The 17,286-nt window shown below is 32.4% G+C and carries 14 protein-coding genes; 10 read left to right on the forward strand and 4 right to left on the reverse strand.

All coding sequences use genetic code 11. The features are described from left to right. Nucleotides 1-14: 14 nt before the first annotated feature. The 3 genes from Q0829_RS16835 to bglX all read right to left on the reverse strand — a co-directional run bounded on the left by Q0829_RS16835 (nt 15) and on the right by bglX (nt 7,532). A complete protein-coding gene (locus Q0829_RS16835) occupies nt 15-2,801 on the reverse strand; it encodes a LuxR C-terminal-related transcriptional regulator (RefSeq protein WP_298545324.1) in 2,787 nt (928 codons plus the stop codon). Nucleotides 2,802-2,938: 137 nt separating this feature from the next. After that, nucleotides 2,939-5,212, reverse strand: a complete 2,274-nt coding sequence (locus tag Q0829_RS16840; RefSeq protein WP_298545326.1) for a glycoside hydrolase family 3 N-terminal domain-containing protein — start codon at nt 5,210-5,212, stop codon at nt 2,939-2,941. Between the two features lie 4 nt (nt 5,213-5,216). Continuing rightward, nucleotides 5,217-7,532: a beta-glucosidase BglX gene (gene bglX / locus Q0829_RS16845; RefSeq protein ID WP_298545328.1), complete on the reverse strand. Its 2,316-nt coding sequence runs from the start codon at nt 7,530-7,532 to the stop codon at nt 5,217-5,219. Between the two features lie 655 nt (nt 7,533-8,187). On the opposite strand from bglX, the gene Q0829_RS16850 reads away from it, so the two are divergent. The 7 genes from Q0829_RS16850 to arsM all read left to right on the forward strand — a co-directional run bounded on the left by Q0829_RS16850 (nt 8,188) and on the right by arsM (nt 13,431). Beyond that, nucleotides 8,188-8,523 (forward strand): arsenosugar biosynthesis-associated peroxidase-like protein, encoded by a 336-nt coding sequence (locus Q0829_RS16850; protein ID WP_298545331.1) that lies wholly within the window; start codon nt 8,188-8,190, stop codon nt 8,521-8,523. 62 nt (nt 8,524-8,585) lie between these two features. After that, nucleotides 8,586-9,641, forward strand: coding sequence for an arsenosugar biosynthesis radical SAM (seleno)protein ArsS (gene arsS, locus Q0829_RS16855; protein ID WP_298545334.1), 1,056 nt, complete (start codon nt 8,586-8,588; stop codon nt 9,639-9,641). Nucleotides 9,642-9,654: 13 nt separating this feature from the next. Beyond that, a complete protein-coding gene (locus tag Q0829_RS16860) occupies nt 9,655-10,353 on the forward strand; it encodes a DUF2064 domain-containing protein (protein ID WP_298545337.1) in 699 nt (232 codons plus the stop codon). Nucleotides 10,354-10,493: 140 nt separating this feature from the next. After that, the gene (locus Q0829_RS16865; protein WP_298545340.1) at nt 10,494-10,994 is read left to right on the forward strand and encodes a rhodanese-like domain-containing protein; all 501 of its coding nucleotides are present in this window, start codon (nt 10,494-10,496) and stop codon (nt 10,992-10,994) included. Continuing rightward, a complete protein-coding gene (locus Q0829_RS16870) occupies nt 10,982-11,608 on the forward strand; it encodes a TIGR04282 family arsenosugar biosynthesis glycosyltransferase (protein WP_298545647.1) in 627 nt (208 codons plus the stop codon). Before Q0829_RS16865 ends, Q0829_RS16870 begins: the two co-directional genes overlap by 13 nt. Next, nucleotides 11,601-12,413 carry a purine-nucleoside phosphorylase gene (locus tag Q0829_RS16875; protein WP_298545343.1) on the forward strand — a complete coding sequence of 271 codons (813 nt, stop codon included), beginning with the start codon at nt 11,601-11,603 and terminating at the stop codon, nt 12,411-12,413. Before Q0829_RS16870 ends, Q0829_RS16875 begins: the two co-directional genes overlap by 8 nt. A gap of 49 nt (nt 12,414-12,462) precedes the next feature. Beyond that, nucleotides 12,463-13,431 carry an arsenosugar biosynthesis arsenite methyltransferase ArsM gene (gene arsM, locus Q0829_RS16880; RefSeq protein WP_298545346.1) on the forward strand — a complete coding sequence of 323 codons (969 nt, stop codon included), beginning with the start codon at nt 12,463-12,465 and terminating at the stop codon, nt 13,429-13,431. Nucleotides 13,432-13,490: 59 nt separating this feature from the next. Here arsM and Q0829_RS16885 read toward each other — a convergent pair whose 3' ends face one another. Continuing rightward, on the reverse strand, nt 13,491-14,711 hold the full coding sequence (locus Q0829_RS16885; RefSeq protein WP_298545348.1) for an NADH:flavin oxidoreductase/NADH oxidase family protein: 1,221 nt from the start codon (nt 14,709-14,711) through the stop codon (nt 13,491-13,493). Between the two features lie 246 nt (nt 14,712-14,957). On the opposite strand from Q0829_RS16885, the gene Q0829_RS16890 reads away from it, so the two are divergent. The 3 genes from Q0829_RS16890 (at nt 14,958) to Q0829_RS16900 (ending at nt 17,275) form a co-directional block, all read left to right on the forward strand. Beyond that, nucleotides 14,958-15,671, forward strand: a complete 714-nt coding sequence (locus Q0829_RS16890; RefSeq protein ID WP_298545351.1) for a DUF547 domain-containing protein — start codon at nt 14,958-14,960, stop codon at nt 15,669-15,671. 152 nt (nt 15,672-15,823) lie between these two features. Then, nucleotides 15,824-16,537 carry a DUF547 domain-containing protein gene (locus Q0829_RS16895; RefSeq protein ID WP_298545354.1) on the forward strand — a complete coding sequence of 238 codons (714 nt, stop codon included), beginning with the start codon at nt 15,824-15,826 and terminating at the stop codon, nt 16,535-16,537. 27 nt (nt 16,538-16,564) lie between these two features. Continuing rightward, nucleotides 16,565-17,275, forward strand: a complete 711-nt coding sequence (locus Q0829_RS16900) for a TIGR04283 family arsenosugar biosynthesis glycosyltransferase (RefSeq protein ID WP_298545356.1) — start codon at nt 16,565-16,567, stop codon at nt 17,273-17,275. Nucleotides 17,276-17,286: the final 11 nt, after the last annotated feature.

Consider the following 17,286-nt stretch of genomic DNA (forward strand, 5'->3'; position numbering starts at 1 on the left):
CTATTAGAAATTTCTTATTTTAGACTTATAAGAATATTAGTCAAATTATCTTTGGAGCCTAAATTAAGCTTTTTTCTTAATCTATGTCTGCTAACATCGACACTTTGTGAACTTATTCCTAATAGTGGAGCTATTTCTTTTGAAGAAAGATTCATTTTAAGGTATGCACATAACCTTAAATCCTTGGAAGTAAGGTTAGGGTAATTTTTAGAAAGTTTTTCATAAAACTCTTGATGTGACTTATCAAAATTAATCTCAAACAACTTACTTTCTTTATCAGTAATATAATAATCCACTAATCTTACCAACTCATTATAGCTATTAGTTGGCAATTTCTGAGCAGAAGAACCTTGCACTTTGACAATTTTGTCCTTTATCTTCTTAAGAATCTTATTTTTATTTAAGTTAACATAGGCAATCTGAGTAAGCTCTCTACTTTTTGCTTTTATCTCATCTTGTAATTTAGAATTATTTAACTCAATAATTTTATGCTCCTGTTCTAATTTCTGAGCTCTATGTTCCTCCTCCTGTTTTTGAAGTTTTTCTGCTTTTTGTTCTAACAAAATTCGTTCTTGCTTCTTCATTTTATATCGATTAATCCCGATTACCGAAATAATCAATAGCAACAATAATAGCAGATACAAAACATATGCCCAATGTGTTCTATAAATAGGAGGTTTTATACTGAAACTAAAAGTACTTTCCCTAAAATCACCATTGTATTTAGCTCTTATTTTAAACGTATATTTTCCTTCTTTGAGATTAAACAAGGTTTGTTCTGTTGCAGTAGTTTTCTCACTCCATTCATTATCATTTAGACGAGTTTGATATGCTATTTCCTGACCATATATGGGTAGTGCATAATTAATCTTAAGATCATTATCGGAAAATGGTATTTCAGAATCAAACACGTATGATTTCCCACTATTCACTGAAACGAAATCTCTGATTAACACATCACTTTTAATATTTCTGGTTATCGTCTTTTTACCTTTGGAATACATGGCGTAACCATTAAAAACAGGAATGATTTTATTCTTTTTACTCAATGAAAAAACATTAAGAACGTCAGGTATCAACTGATCTTTTAGTTCCGGTAGAGCGGTAAGACCATCTTGATCCTCTACCACCACTTTATCATTATCTACATACCAGGTTTCATCTTCTTTTTTAAGTATTCTCGGAGCGTATCCTTTGTTTAAACCGATTTCAGATTTTGCAAAAGCATTTTCATCACTAGAATAGGTATAAGAATGAAAGTTTGATGTTATAACAATCTTATTTTCAACTTTTGAAAGGGATATCCTTTTTCCGTCAAAATCACTTACCGGATAAAACTCAAGGGTTTTTAATTCCTTACTATCGTAATCCAAACGATACTTAAATACACCATCAGTTCCTAGAGCCACCCAAAGATTGTTTTCTTCATCAACTTCTAAATATCTACCTGATTTCTCAAAACCTTTTAATTTATATCCTTCCCATTTATCATCAATTCTTTGGTACAAGGAGATTCCGTTATAATTTCCAGAAACGATAACATTATTCTTTCCTGGCACTTCAAATTTTCGAAAATTCCAAGCACCCAAATCTTCTCCCATTCTTGCCAGGACCTTTCCATTTAAAGCATAAGCACCTTTATCGTGTCCAACATAAATTTCATCTTCAACTCTTTCAATATTCCAGACTTGTCCGTTAAGTAATAATTCTAATGCATCATTAGAATTTCCTGAGATATTATCTGTAACATAGAGTCCCTGATTAGTTCCTAAATAAGTTAGATTTTGTTCCTTAACTACAGCATAAGTGGATCCCAGATCCCCATAATAATCATAATAATAAGTAAGAGGAGAGTTCAATTTCACATAATCTACACCGTAATCTAATGCAAGCCAAAGATTATCTTCGTCATCTTGATATATAGAAAGTATCGTGTTATTTTGTAATCCATTTCGCTTATTAATATTATTTATTTCTCCTGTTTTAAGATCTATTATATACAAGCCATTAGAAACAGTTCCAAGCGCTATTCTATTATCACTAAGTTTTAGAAAAGAAAAGATCTGAGCTTTCTCTACTTCATCAGACATTAAAAAATCAAGAGGAATCAAACTATTCCCAACAAGTTTATATACCCCTTTGGTATCCGTTATAATAATTAGATCTTCATTAACCTTAGTAACTCCAATAATATTCTCATTTAAATTAGAGTCACTAATTACTGGGATCAGGTTAGTTTCCTGCAATCTAAAAACACCATACTTAAGGTCGTTTACATATATTTGATCATCTACCTTATAGCTCCATTTAAACCGATAAGGAGCCGGTATTTTAGTAATGATATTATCTTGATTAACATATAAATTTCTGAAGGTTTGAAAAACGATTTCGTTATTAATAAAATGAGTCCTCCAATATTCTTCAATATCGGCTACAACATCTTTTTTGCTATTCCTTAATGGCTGTACATGGTAGTTATCGTAACCATTTTTAATTAACATACCATGATGCCCATCTGCCCCAAAATAAACTGTATCTTTATTCTTAACAAGTAGACTTCTATTAACCATTTCCGGATTAGTCGCTACAGAAGTCCAATCGGTTCCGTCAAATATCAAAACCTCATTACCATTCGCAATATAAATCAAGCCATTCTCATCCTGCTTAATATCCCAAGACTGAGCATTAAACCCCATGTTTTTAGTATCATAATGGGTAATTTTAGGAAGTGTTTTATTCTTTATAGATTGGGAATAAACCGAAAAGGACAAACAACAAAGTATAATAAAAAAACGATACATTAGATGAGTTTTTACATAAGTAAGCTTATCAAATATACCATTAAAATCTTAACACATTTTACAAACTACTTGTTTATAAAATATTAATAAGTCATCAATGCTAATTTACCAAAAAGACAGACACTAAGTCTAGGCAGTTATTTAAGCTTAATTTTTTTCTTTAAATCTCCGATTCTAATTTCAAAATCACCTGGTTCCGCAACTGTTTCTAAATTTTCATTAACAAAGGATAATTCATCTTTTGTGATTGTAAATGAAACTTTTTTAGATTCTCCTTTATTCAATGCTATCTTATCATATCCTTTTAGTGCACGAACTTCTGGTGTAATGCTGGCATATAGATCACTTATAAAAAGTAACACAGTTTCTTTTCCTTTTCTACTTCCTGTATTAGTAATATCTACAGAAACTTCAATTGATCCCTTCTGATCCATTTCTGCAGAACTAATCGATAAATTGGTATATTCAAAACTAGTATAAGATAATCCATCTCCAAATTCATATTGCTGATCGTAATCAGATTCATAATAATTAGGCACAGAAATATTATCCGAGTGTTTATGATTATAATTCACAAACGCGTGCGGATGTTTTGGATAATTAATAGGTAACCTTCCTGATGGATTTTCCATCCCAAATAATAAATCTACTAAAGCATCTGCTCCATGATTACCTGGTAAATATCCCATAAAAACTGCATCAACTAACGGTTCTATTTCATTAAAAATAATTGGCCTTCCTTCTAATAGAACAAGTATTATTTTTTTCCCAGTTTTAGACAGTGCTTTTGCCAAGTTGATTTGATCCTTCGGCATCAAGATGGAATTTATATTTCCTGGAGTTTCCGTATATGAGTTCTCTCCTAAGCATAATACTATTACATCACTTTGTTTTGCAGCTTTTACTGCTGCATCAATATTACTTTCTCCTTCAAAAGAAACTCCTTGTATAAATGTAGCATTACCTAAATTCGTAAAAGCTTCTGCAATTGTATTCTTATCTTTTGCATAATTATCAGCTTCGCTACCTTGCCAATTATAAGACCAGCCTCCATTAAGCGATCTCATAGTATTAGCAGTTGGACCTGTTACTAATATTTTAGCACTCTTTTCTAGAGGAAGGATATTGTCCTTATTTTTTAATAATGTAAACGATTCTACTGCTGCTTTCTTACTCACGGCAGCAAATTTATCCGAACCAAAATCTGGATATTTTTTTGGATCTGTTACTGGATTTTCGAACAATCCTAATTGCATTTTAACTTTTAAGATTCTAGAAACTGCACTATTGATTCTTTCTTCAGAAACACTTCCTTCTTTTACAAGTTCCACCAATAATTCTGCGAATTCAAAATCATGAGGCACCATACTCATATCTATTCCTGCATTAACAGACATTTTAATTGCGTCTTTAATAGTTTCTGCTACTTTATGTCGTGTATGAAGGTAATTTATATCTGCCCAATCTGTAACCGCTATGCCATCAAAACCTAATTCGCCTCTTAATACATCTGTTAGCAAAAACTTACTTGCGTGCACGGGAACGCCATTAATTTCTCCAGAATTAATCATTAAAGTTACCGACCCTGCATCTACTGCTTCTTTAAATGCTGGTAAAAAATATTGTCTTAGCTCTCTCTCTGGTATCCATGCTGGCGTTCGATCTTTACCAGAAAGTGGAACGCTATACCCTAAATAGTGTTTCATACAGGAAGCAACGGTATTCGGATCTCCTAATGTTCCCTGATACCCTTCTACCATAGCAACACCCATGGTTTTCCCTAAGTACACATCTTCTCCAAATGTTTCCCACAATCTTGGCCATAACGGATTTCTCCCTAAACCTAAAACAGGAGAAAAATTCCAAGGAATCGAAGAAGCTCTGGTTTCATAAGCAGATATTTTTGCTGCTTCTTTTACCAGATCTTTATTAAAAGTTGCCGCCAATCCTATTTGTTGCGGAAATAATGTGGCTCCGATAGTATAGTTTACTCCGTGAATGGCATCTATTCCATAAATAATTGGAATCTGCCTTGGTGTTTTTGCCGCCTCATCTTGAAAGGTTTTAATAGTTTTATACCAATCCTGTCTTGACAAAGGCACTCCTGGAGTGTTAAGTATTGAACCAACCTTATATGTATGGATAGCTTTATGTACCAACGCAGAATCTAACGCATAAGGTTGAGATGAGCTATATTGATTATCACCTTTTGTTACAACATCAAGCGTAATCTGTGTCATTTGGCCAACCTTTTCTTCTAAAGTCATTTTAGAAAGTAAGGTTGCTACTTTAGTATCTAATTCTGTACTTATAATTGATTTTTCTGACATTGACTTCTCATCCTCTTTATTTGATTCTGAACTACAACTTGCTACAACTAGAACCAACAATATTATATATAATTTTTGCATCATTTTATTTTTTAAAAGAAAAATTGACTTCAAGATCAGTATTCGAAGTACCTCCTACAAAAGCTTTAAAATCCCCAGATTCAGCTTCCCATTTTTTATTTGCTGTATAAAATTGAATTGTCTCTTCACTAATACTAAAAGTAACTGTTTTACTTTCTTTAGGTTCTAGTTCAATTAACTCAAATCCTTTTAGTTCTTTTATCGGACGTGTTAAACTTCCAATTAAATCCCTAATATATAATTGCACCACTTCTTTCCCTTTTCTCTTACCGGTATTTGTAACAGTTACCGAAACAGACAGATTTCCTCCAGAAGAAAAAGACGGAGCACTTATTTTTAAATCTTTATATTTAAAAGTTGTGTAGCTTAATCCATGTCCAAAGGGATATAGAGCATCATTTTTTTCATCAGTATAATGTGACCAAAACACCATCCCATCAAGGTTTGAAGGTCTCCCTGTATTTTTTACATTGTAATATAATGGTAACTGACCAACATTTCTTGGAAAAGAAACAGGTAGTTTACCAGAAGGATTATAATCCCCAAATAAAACATCTGCAATTGCATTTCCAGATGCTGAACCCAAATGCCAGGTTTCTAATATCGAAGGTACTTTTTCTGCAATATCTGAAATTGCCATAGGACGCCCATTCATAAGCACCACCACTATATTTTTATTAATCGCATAGATCTCTTCGAATAATTTTTGTTGAGGCTTTGTTAACTCAATACTTACTTGACTTCTAGCTTCTCCAGACTGAAAAGCTTCTTCTCCAATAGCTAAAACTACGACTTCTGCATCTTTAGCTATTTTTACTGCCTCCTCAATACCTTCAAAACTATCCCTATTTACTTTTAAATCACGCACAAAACTCCTATCACCCACTCCAAGTTCTACTCCTTTAGCATATGATATTTTAGCACCTTGATTAGCTGCAGTTTTAATTCCTTCTAGAAGTGAAACTGCAGAATTAGGGGTTGCCATACCTCTCCAACTACCAATGGGAGTATCTTTATCATCGGCTAAGGGGCCTATAACGGCAATACTTTTGATATTTTTTTTAAGGGGCAATACATCGTTGTCATTTTTTAACAAAACGATAGACTTTCTTGCTACATCTCTAGAAGCTTCTATATGTTCTTTAGTATATACATCTTTTTTCTCTCTTTCTTCATCACAATATTTATATGGGTCATCAAATAATCCCAACTTAAATTTAACTCGAAGTATTCTCTTAGCAGCATCATCGATTAGTTTTTCATCTACCTTTCCCTCTTTTACCAACTGCTCTAAACCTGTTTCATAAGCTCTTCCTTCCATATCCATATCATTACCAGCATGTATCGCTAGTTCTGCAGCATGTGTTTTATCCTTTGCATACCCATGAAATATCATCTCTGCAATAGATGCCCAATCAGAAACTATAAATCCGTCCCAATCCCAAGTATTCTTAAGAATATCTCTCTGCAGTCCTTTATGCCCAGTTGCTGGTATACCATCGATTTCATTAAACGAACTCATCATAGAAGCAACACCGGCACCAACCGCGGCCTTAAAAGGAGGTAATACTGTATTATGCAACTCATACTCACCAATACTTACTGTATTATAATCTCTTCCTCCTTCTGCAAAACCATATGCTGCAAAATGCTTAGCACAAGCAGCTAACGTATTCTTATTGGATAAATCATTCCCCTGAAAACCTTTTATTCTAGCAACGGCAATTTTTGATGCTAAAAAAGGGTCCTCTCCAGCTCCTTCCATAACTCTACCCCAACGAGCATCTCTAGAAATATCCATCATAGGTCCAAATGCCCAATTAATCCCAGAAGCAGTTGCTTCTTTTGCAGCTATAGATGATGACTTTGTGATTGCCTCTAAATCCCAACTTGCGCTTTCTCCAAGCGGGATAGGAAACATAGTTTTAAAACCATGTATAACATCGTATCCAAAAAGTAATGGTATTTTTAATCGTGAATTTTCTATAACAGTTTTCTGCAATTCTTTAGTTCCTGCAACCGATGTAGCATTAAGCATAGCTCCAACTTCTCCGTTTTTCAGTTTTTCATATTTTTCTTTGTTTCCTACATCAGAAGGTGGTCCGGTTACATCCCAACTTCCATTATATAATACAAGCTGTCCTATTTTTTCTTTAATTGTCATCAAAGAAAGTAGAGAATCTACTTTTCTTTCAATAATATCTGAAGACTCTTGACTCTCCTTATCTTGAGAAAAACTAAATTTAGGAACCATTAATAAAAGACCTATTGTAATAATTATGTTAGTACTCCTAAAATTAAATTTTTTATAAATTTTCACTGATTTTGCTTTTTAGTTATTTGCAATAAATGATTAAACAAATCTATCTTCTCTATTTACTTAAAAAATATTAACTCTATAATCATTTAAAGAGTAAATAAATATTTTAGATTTTTTACTATGAATATTGATAAAACTACAACATTACATCCTAATTCGCTATAATAAACCAATCTTAACATTGTATTTACATGTTACAATAAAAGTTTAAAGATAATTTTTAAATATTCAAAAAAAACACTGTAATTCAGTCATTTATGTTTTCTAACTGTTAAAAGAAGAAATGATTGACCAGCTTACGAAACAAAACCTAGTAAAGATTAATTATATATATTAAATCAAAGAATTTTATAAATACGGCTAAATATTATCTATCTATTTTCAAATTAAAAAGAAGCTCATTATCTTAACAATTGCAATTAAAAAAACCAATATCAAAATTAAAGCAATACTTTAATAAGTATACAATTCAAGTCTTTTCATCTTTTTATAACCAACAATTTGTAAAAAAAAGACTTAATTATTTAACATTAGCTTTTATTTTAACCGCATAATGATGATTTTAGTCCTTATAAAATAAATATAAGTTTATTGTAAGTTTTGGTAAATTCTATACGACTAACAGTAAATGTCTGTAACTAAAAAATGACACAGCATGTCTAAAACATATTACGATCCCGCGGATCTAAGAAAATTTGGAAAGATAACAGAATGGAGTGAAGAACTTGGAACTAAATTCTTTGATTACTATGGAAAAGTTTTTGAAGAAGGTGCATTAACTGCACGCGAAAAGTCTTTAATTGCATTAGCAGTCTCTCACGTAGTAAAATGTCCTTATTGTATTGATGCCTATACGAAGGATGGACTTCAGAGAGGAATTACTAAAGAAGAAATGATGGAAGCCGTGCACGCTGGAGCAGCTATAGAGAGTGGAGCTACATTGGTACACGGTGTGCAGATGATGAATAAATACGAAAAATTGTCAATGTAAACAGATTACCATTCATACGCTTTACTTTATCAAAAAGAGAATATTACCGCTAAAAACAATGTATGGCTACTAAGTCACTAAAGAAAAGAAATAACGAACTGGCTAACTCTAATAGACAATTAGAGATTCTGAATAATGGTATTTTTGCAAATGGAGAATTGCCAAAATTCGCTGATAAAATTGCCGAAATTGGATATGACACATTGCGCCCTAATAAATTGGAAATACTCCAAATTAATGTAGGATATATGTGTAACCAGGTTTGCGAACATTGTCATGTAGATGCAGGTCCTGATCGAAAAGAAATTATGACTAAGGAGACCATGCAACAGTGTCTCGAAGTTATTAAGAAAACAGGAGCTCACACCTTAGATTTAACAGGAGGTGCTCCAGAAATGAATCCTAATTTTAGATGGTTTGTAGAAGAAGCCAGTAAAGCCGGAATCAAAGATTTTATTGTACGAAGTAATCTTACCATTATCAGAGCAAATAAAAAGTACTATGATTTACCTGATTTTTTCAAAAAACATAATGTACATGTAGTTTCCTCAATGCCTCATTGGACTAGAGGTAAAACTGACAAACAACGAGGAGATGGTGTTTTTGACAAATCTATTAAAGCACTTCAGGAACTTAATGAACGTGGATATGGCATGCCAGATAGTGGCTTGAGATTAGATTTGGTTTATAATCCATCTGGTGCTTTTTTACCAGGTGATCAAGCGTCCATGGAAAAAGATTTTAAAAAAGCTTTATTAGAAGATTTTGGAATTCACTTTCATAATTTGTTTGCAATTACTAATTTACCGATCAGTAGATTTTTAGATTATCTAATTGCTTCAGAAAATTATGAAGATTATATGTATGCACTGGTAGAAGCGTATAATCCATCTGCTGTAGCAAATGTAATGTGTACTAATACTATTTCTATAAGTTGGGATGGTTGGTTATATGATTGTGATTTTAACCAAATGTTAGATCTTAAAGTTGCTAGTAAAGTAAAACATATTAGTGAGTATAATGAAGAACTACTACAAAACAGAAATATTATTATCTCTCAACACTGTTACGGTTGTACTGCTGGCGCAGGAAGTAGTTGTCAAGGAACAGTTGCATAGTAAATAGCGATAAATGAATAGAAAGACCGCCATATTAATTTTTGCAAACTCCTCTAAGGAAGAGCTTCTGCATAAATCAATTGTTGGAGGTGAAAAACTGTTTACAGAGCTTACTAAAAAAACACTTGCAGTTGTAGAAAGCTCCAGGCTTCCGTTTTTTGTATTTACAGAAAAAAATCAAAACGGAAAAACCTTTGGAGAACGTTTTGTAAATGCAATCCAAACTACCTATGATCTTGGATTCGAGAATATAATCACTATAGGAAATGACACACCTCATTTAAAGAAACATCATTTATTAGAGAGTGCCAGACAACTTGAAAACAGTAAGTTTGTCTTAGGACCATCAGCTGATGGTGGATTTTATCTAATGGGATTGCATAAATCTCAGTTCAATATAGATACTTTCTTAAAACTTCCCTGGCAGTCAAAACATTTAGCGAAGAGTATATCATTTTTAATTAAAAATACAGAAATTGAAGTTGCGCAACTGGAGGTCTTATATGATATTGATACGGTAGACGATCTAAAAATTATTTCTAAACTTAATTTCACTCTTTCTAAAGCCCTTCAGGCTATTATATATTATATTACAAACTCTTTAACAGAGATATCAAAACATATTAATTCCACAAAAAAAACCTGTTATCTCGAATCCTTTTACAATAAAGGTTCTCCTATTTTTTCGAATTCCAGTTTTTACACTTTTTAGATCTTATTATTACCTATCTCAAAAAGAAGCTTTATAAAATAGACCTGAATACAGGTTTAAAAACTGGTCTCTATAAATAGATCTGCACTTTAACAATCAATTACATCAGATAGACATATTAACTAGACAAGTTGCTATATATGAGAAAAATAATAGTAGTACCATTATTAATTTTACTTCCTTTTTTAGCTATTAGCCAAGATTCGCTTGATGCATTATTGGATCAATACAATAATGAAAGCATTCCATATATCTCAGTAAAAGAATTAAGTGAGATACAAAGCGAAGTAATCTTATTAGATGCTAGAGAAATAAATGAATATAATACTAGTCATCTACAAAATGCAATCTATGTAGGGTATGATCATTTTGATATTAATACTGTATCCAATCAAAATGTAAATAAAAAATCAAAGATTGTAGTATACTGTAGCTTAGGAATACGATCAGAAGATATATCAGAAAAATTAAAAAAAGTAGGCTATCAAAATGTTTATAATTTATATGGAGGAATTTTTGAATGGAAAAATGCCAACAATAAAGTGATTGACTCTTTAGGAAAAGAAACAGATAAAATACATGCATTTTCCAAACAGTGGGGAAAATGGTTACATAAAGGAAAAAAAGTATATACACAGTGAAAGAAAAGAACCTATTAATGATTTTTACCCGAAATCCTGAATTGGGTAAATGTAAAACTCGATTAGCGGCAACCATAGGGGATCATGCCGCTCTAGAAGTTTATGAGCTATTGTTAGAGCATACGGTATCGATTACCAAAAATCTTACAGTAGCAAAACAAGTATACTATTCTACAAAAATTGGAGAGAACGATATCTGGAATCCTACTGTTTATGAAAAACAACAACAAAAAGGAGAAGATCTTGGTGAGCGAATGTATAACGCTTTCAAAAATGGGTTTAAAGCAGGTTATACCAATATTATTATTATTGGGAGTGATATGTATGACCTAAGTCAATCTGATATACAGAACGCATTCTATGCGCTAAAAAAAAATGATTATGTAATAGGTCCCGCAGAAGATGGAGGGTATTATTTACTAGGTATGAAAAAGTTAACTTCTCAAGTTTTTCAAAACAAATCTTGGGGAACAAATACAGTTCTTCAAAATACATTAAACGATTTACAACATACAAATATTAAACTATTAGAAGAACGTAATGATATAGATTATTATGAAGATATAAAGGATATCTCAGTTTTTCAACATTTATTAAGCTATCAAAATGACTAAATACATTAAAGAAACTACCGAATACTTACAAGAAAAAGGATTTGACAATCCTGAAATAGGTATCATCTTAGGAACAGGATTAGGACAATTACTGGATGAAATTGAAATTATAAAAGAAGTAAGTTATAATCACATTCCTAATTTTCCTACAGCCACAGTAGAATTCCACAAAGGAAGATTAATCTATGGAAATTTAGCAGGTAAAAAAGTAGTGGTAATGCAAGGACGTTTTCATCTCTACGAGGGTTACTCTCTACAAGATGTGACCTATCCCGTTAGAATTATGCACCAATTAGGAATCAAAACACTTTTGGTTTCTAATGCATCCGGAGCGATTAATTTAGACTTTAAAAAAGGTGAGTTAATGCTGATTGATGATCATATTAATCTTCAGGGAGGATCTCCATTAGCATTTAAAGGAGTGGAACAATTAGGCACTCGTTTTACAGATATGAGTGCTCCTTATGATCTTACAATTAATGCAAAATTAGAATCCATCGCTAAAGAAAATAACATTAATCTACACAAAGGCGTATATGCTTCTGTAGTAGGGCCACAATTAGAAACTCGTGCAGAATATCGTTATCTTAAAATCATTGGAGCAGATGCGGTAGGAATGAGCACAGTTCCTGAAATTATTGTAGCTAATCATTTAGATCTTAAAGTTGCAGCAGTATCTGTTCTTACAGACGAATGCGACCCAGACAATCTACAACCTGTAAATATTGACGAGATTATCGCTATGGCTGGAAAAGCAGAACCAGAAATGATCCTTTTATTCAAAGAATTGATAAAATCTCTCTAAACATTAACGAATTAAGTAAGTATCCCTTCAAAATAAAGAAAACAAAAATATGAGCTATTTAGAAACCACGCATGATGTATACAAAGAAGCAGCATTAACTCCTGATGTAGGTTTATGCTGTACCACAAATCCTATTTGGGAACTACCTGGATTAAAAATCCCAAAAATCATGCAAGAAATGAATTATGGCTGCGGAAGTACGGTAAATGCTCGTGATTTAACCAACAATCCAAAAACACTTTATGTTGGTGTTGGTGGTGGAATGGAATTATTACAATTTTCATATTTCTCTCGTCAAAAAGGAGGTGTAATTGGTATTGATGTAGTACAAGAAATGCTAGATGCTTCTCGCAAAAATTTTAAAGAAGCAGAAGAACAAAATGAATGGTTCAAGAGTGAGTTTGTCGACCTAAGGTTTGGTGATGCTCTAAATCTTCCTGTAGAAGATAATAGTATCGATGTTGCTGCTCAAAATTGTTTGTTCAATATTTTTAAAGCAGAGGATTTAAAAAAAGCGATCGAGGAAATGTATCGAGTATTAAAACCTCACGGTAGATTAGTGATGAGTGATCCCACTTGTGAGCAACCTATGAATGATACCCTAAGAAACGATGAACGATTAAGAGCTTTATGCCTAAGTGGTAGTTTACCAATTGCCGAGTACGTTAAAGCATTAACAGATGTTGGTTTTGGAACTATAGAAATTAGAGCACGTAAACCATATCGTATTTTGGATCCTAAAAATTATGAAACCGATGAATTAATCTATATAGAATCTATCGAAGTTGCTGCAATCAAAGATCCTATGCCAGAAGACGGACCATGTATTTTTACTGGTAAGGCCGCCATTTATTATGGTGATGAAGATTATTTTGATGATAAAAAAGGACACGTATTATTAAAAAACCAGCCTATTGCGGTTTGTGATAAAACTGCTGGTGCTCTTGCAGATCTGGGAAGAGATGATATTTTCATTAGCGAATCTACCTACCACTATGACGGTGGCGGATGTTGTTAAGCTTTTGAAACAAAAATTTTATATCCCTAAAACTGTTAACTGTTTTAGGGATTATTTTTTTAAGCCAGTTTCTTAGCCATTGCTTTTCGGAATTCATATAATATTAAAAACATAGAACACCAAAGTGGGTTCATATTAGTTTTTAATCCTTTTCCTTTAGAAAACCGAATAAGTTGTCTAGCGTAAAAACCACCTTCCGCGGCATCTTCGAATTGTTTTAATCCAGTGCGGAGTACCAAGTTTTTAAGATTTGGTAATTCTCCTTCTAGAAATTTAGATATATCTTCTCGATTGGTAATAAAAGGACGTGCCATACCGATCAAATCCACCTCTCCATTGGATAATACTTCATTACAAAAATCATAGGATCTAAAACCACCGGTAATCATTAGCGGCAACTTACTTATAGCTCTAATTTTCTTAGCAAAATCAATAAAATATGCTTCTCTTTGTTTGGTACTTTCTTTAAGTTCAGAATCTTCTTCATTCAATATAAAGAAAGCTAGTTTTTCATAAGTCCCTCCAGATATTTCTAGCAGATCAATCTTTTCTTGATCTAACATCTTTATTACTTCCAGTGATTCTTCTTCGGTAAATCCTCCTCTCTGAAAATCTGCTGAATTTAACTTAACAGATATTGGAAAATCAGCTCCAACAGCTTTTCTAACATCTCTAATAATGGTGAGTAATAATCGACTACGATTTTCTATACTACCTCCCCAATGATCTGGTCTCATATTAGTAATGGGGGATAAGAATTGACTTAATAGATACCCATGAGCAGAATGAATCTGAACCCCTGTAAAACCAGCTTCCTTGGCTAGTTTAGCAGCTTTAACAAAACGTTGGATCACATCTTGAATATCCTGTTCTTTCATTGCTTTGGGTTTGCCAAAAAGCCCTAATTTCTTTAACTGCACTTCTGATGGTGCTAAAGGTCTATTGGTACCAAATCTATTCGTCTGTCTTCCGGAATGAGAAATCTGAACCCATATATGATTTCCATGTTTTTTACCTGCGTTAGCCCAGAATTTTAGTTTTGGTAACATTTTATCATCGTCAAAACATACATTACCTGCAGATTCCAGATGTTTACGATCTATGACAACATTACCTGTAATTAATAGTCCTGCTCCAGTTTCCGACCAATCTTTATACAATTGTTCGTGTCCTTCTGTAGGTTCATACCTATTATTACTAATGCGTTCGGTCATGGCAGATTTCACCAATCTATTATTTAATGTCACGCCACAAGGGAGTGTTAAAACTGTACTAATCATATTAAAATAGTTCGATTGCAATAATACGGAATCCAACCTTAATCTACAATAACAAAATACAAGTATCAAATGACAAAAACCACTCTATTTTACTGTAATTCAAAATTATATGTAAGAATAAAACCAAAACACAGACCAAGGTTTAAAATTTTTCAGGTTGTAGTTTAACACTAAGGTTACCTCTTAGATACTATCTGAAAAAAATTAAACCAAATTTACTAATAATAACCTACTAAAATTTTAAAAATGAATGCTTTAAAAACAACTGTATTAGCCTTACTTATGTCAAAATCTTTCCAGACGAAAGCTCAAGATCATATTGACCACATGGTTTGGGATCAAATTTTATTAATCAATGTTTCTAATGAAGGAAAAGTTAATTACCCTGGTTTCATAAGAGATAAGTTTTTATTTGACAAATATTTCAAATCACTATCTGAAAATTATCCAACAGAAAACTCTAGCAAGGAAGAAAAACTTGCCTATTGGATAAACCTGTACAATGCTATTGCGATGAAAATGATTATCGACAATTATCCTGTTAAATCCATAAACGATATTGAAAACCCATGGAAACAAAAGCAAATAACTGTTGGAGGCACACCGTATAGTCTTGATGATATTGAGCATACTATCTTACGAAAAATGAATGAACCCCGAATTCATTTCCTACTTAATTGTGCCACAAAATCTTCTCCTAAACTATGGAACAGAGCGTACACTGCCAAGAACATTATGGAGGCTTTAGAAGACAAATCATATCAATTCATAAATAACGCTGCAAAAAATGTAATTACAGATGAGAAAGTAAATATCTCGATGGTATTCCAATGGTATAAAGATGATTTTAAAGAAGGAGATATTGTATCATTTATAAACCAATACTCAGACAAAAAAATCGACAAAATAATGGATGGAGAATATATGGAATATGATTGGAGTCTAAATGAGCGTCGCTAAAACCACCAATTACAAAATTGTAAGGAGTGGCACAAACTTTGGACTAACACCAAGTATTTAACGAATATTTAATAAAGATTTCGTTATTTGAAAACAAAAAAAGTTAAATCACAGTAGAAAACAATTAACCATTTGTAAAAAGAATATAAAAAATGAAGAGCCCTAAAATAATTATATTAACATTACTTGCATTATTATCTTTTCAATCAAAGGCACAACAAAAACTTGATCACGCAGTCTGGGATCAAATTTTGTTAATTAATGTTTCTGAAGACGGAAAAGTAGATTACAAAGGATTTATGAGGGATAGTGCTCAATTGTATGCGTATTTCACATACCTTTCAGACAATGCTCCAACCGATGCGTGGAGTAAAGAAGAAACACTAGCATACTGGATCAATGCTTACAATGCATATACCATAAAATTAATCATAGATAATTACCCATTAAAGAGTATCAAAGACATTAAAGATCCTTGGGATAGGCAATTTTTCAAAATCGATGGTGTTTTGCATAGTTTAAATGAATTAGAGCATAAAATTCTTAGAAAACTTGGAGACCCTAGAATTCATTTTGCCATTAATTGTGCTTCATTCTCTTGTCCAATAGTATGGAATAGAGCATTTACAGCTAGAAATGTAGATGATGCGTTAGAAACTCTAACTAGGAATTTTATAAATGATCCTAAAAGAAATACAATAACTGAAGAAGTAGTTGAAGTATCTAAAATATTCAGTTGGTTTAAAAAAGATTTCAAAGTAGATGGAGAAGATGCTAAGGCTTTTATCAATAAGTATTCAGAAGTTAAGATTGATAAACAAAAAAAGAAAGGATATAAAAAATACGATTGGAGTTTAAATGAGTAATTTTATATTCGCATAATATCCAAACTTTTGAAAATATCAATAATCATCCCAATTCTAAATGAAGCAGCTACAATTTGTAAGCTGCTTTCCCATTTGATACAAGTTGCAAATACTAAAGACACTATCGAAGAAATTATTATTGTAGATGGTGGAAGTGTAGACGAATCTATAAAAACCGTACAAAACTTTTCGAACACACAAAGCACTACGATTAAAGTAGTTTGTTCAGAAAAAGGGCGTGCTAAACAAATGAATGCCGGAGCCGCTAAAGCTTCTGGAGATATCCTTTATTTCTTGCACGCTGATTCTTTTCCTCCAAAAAACTACGATCAATATATTGTAGAAGAAGTTTATAGAGAAAATGAAGCCGGATGTTTCCGAATGAAATTCGACTCTAATCATTGGTGGCTTCGTTTCCTGGGTTGGTTAACACAGTTCGAAAGTAAACGATGTCGTGGAGGAGATCAAAGTCAGTTTATCACAGCATCATTATTCAAAAAAATAAATGGCTATGATGAAGCTTACGTAGTATACGAAGACAATGATTTAGTTGATCGACTTTTTGCAATAAACAAATTTGTTATCATCCCTAAATATGTTGTTACCTCCGCTAGGCGCTATAGAGAAGTTGGCGTTTGGCGATTACAATACCACTTTCTTAATATTCATATGAGAAGATGGTTAGGTGCTTCATCAGAGGATTTGTATCGATATTATAAAGAAAAAGTTGTTTCTTAAATCTTCTTCTA

Origin of the sequence: uncultured Aquimarina sp., assembly GCF_947492405.1 — a bacterium.
Classification (GTDB): domain Bacteria; phylum Bacteroidota; class Bacteroidia; order Flavobacteriales; family Flavobacteriaceae; genus Aquimarina.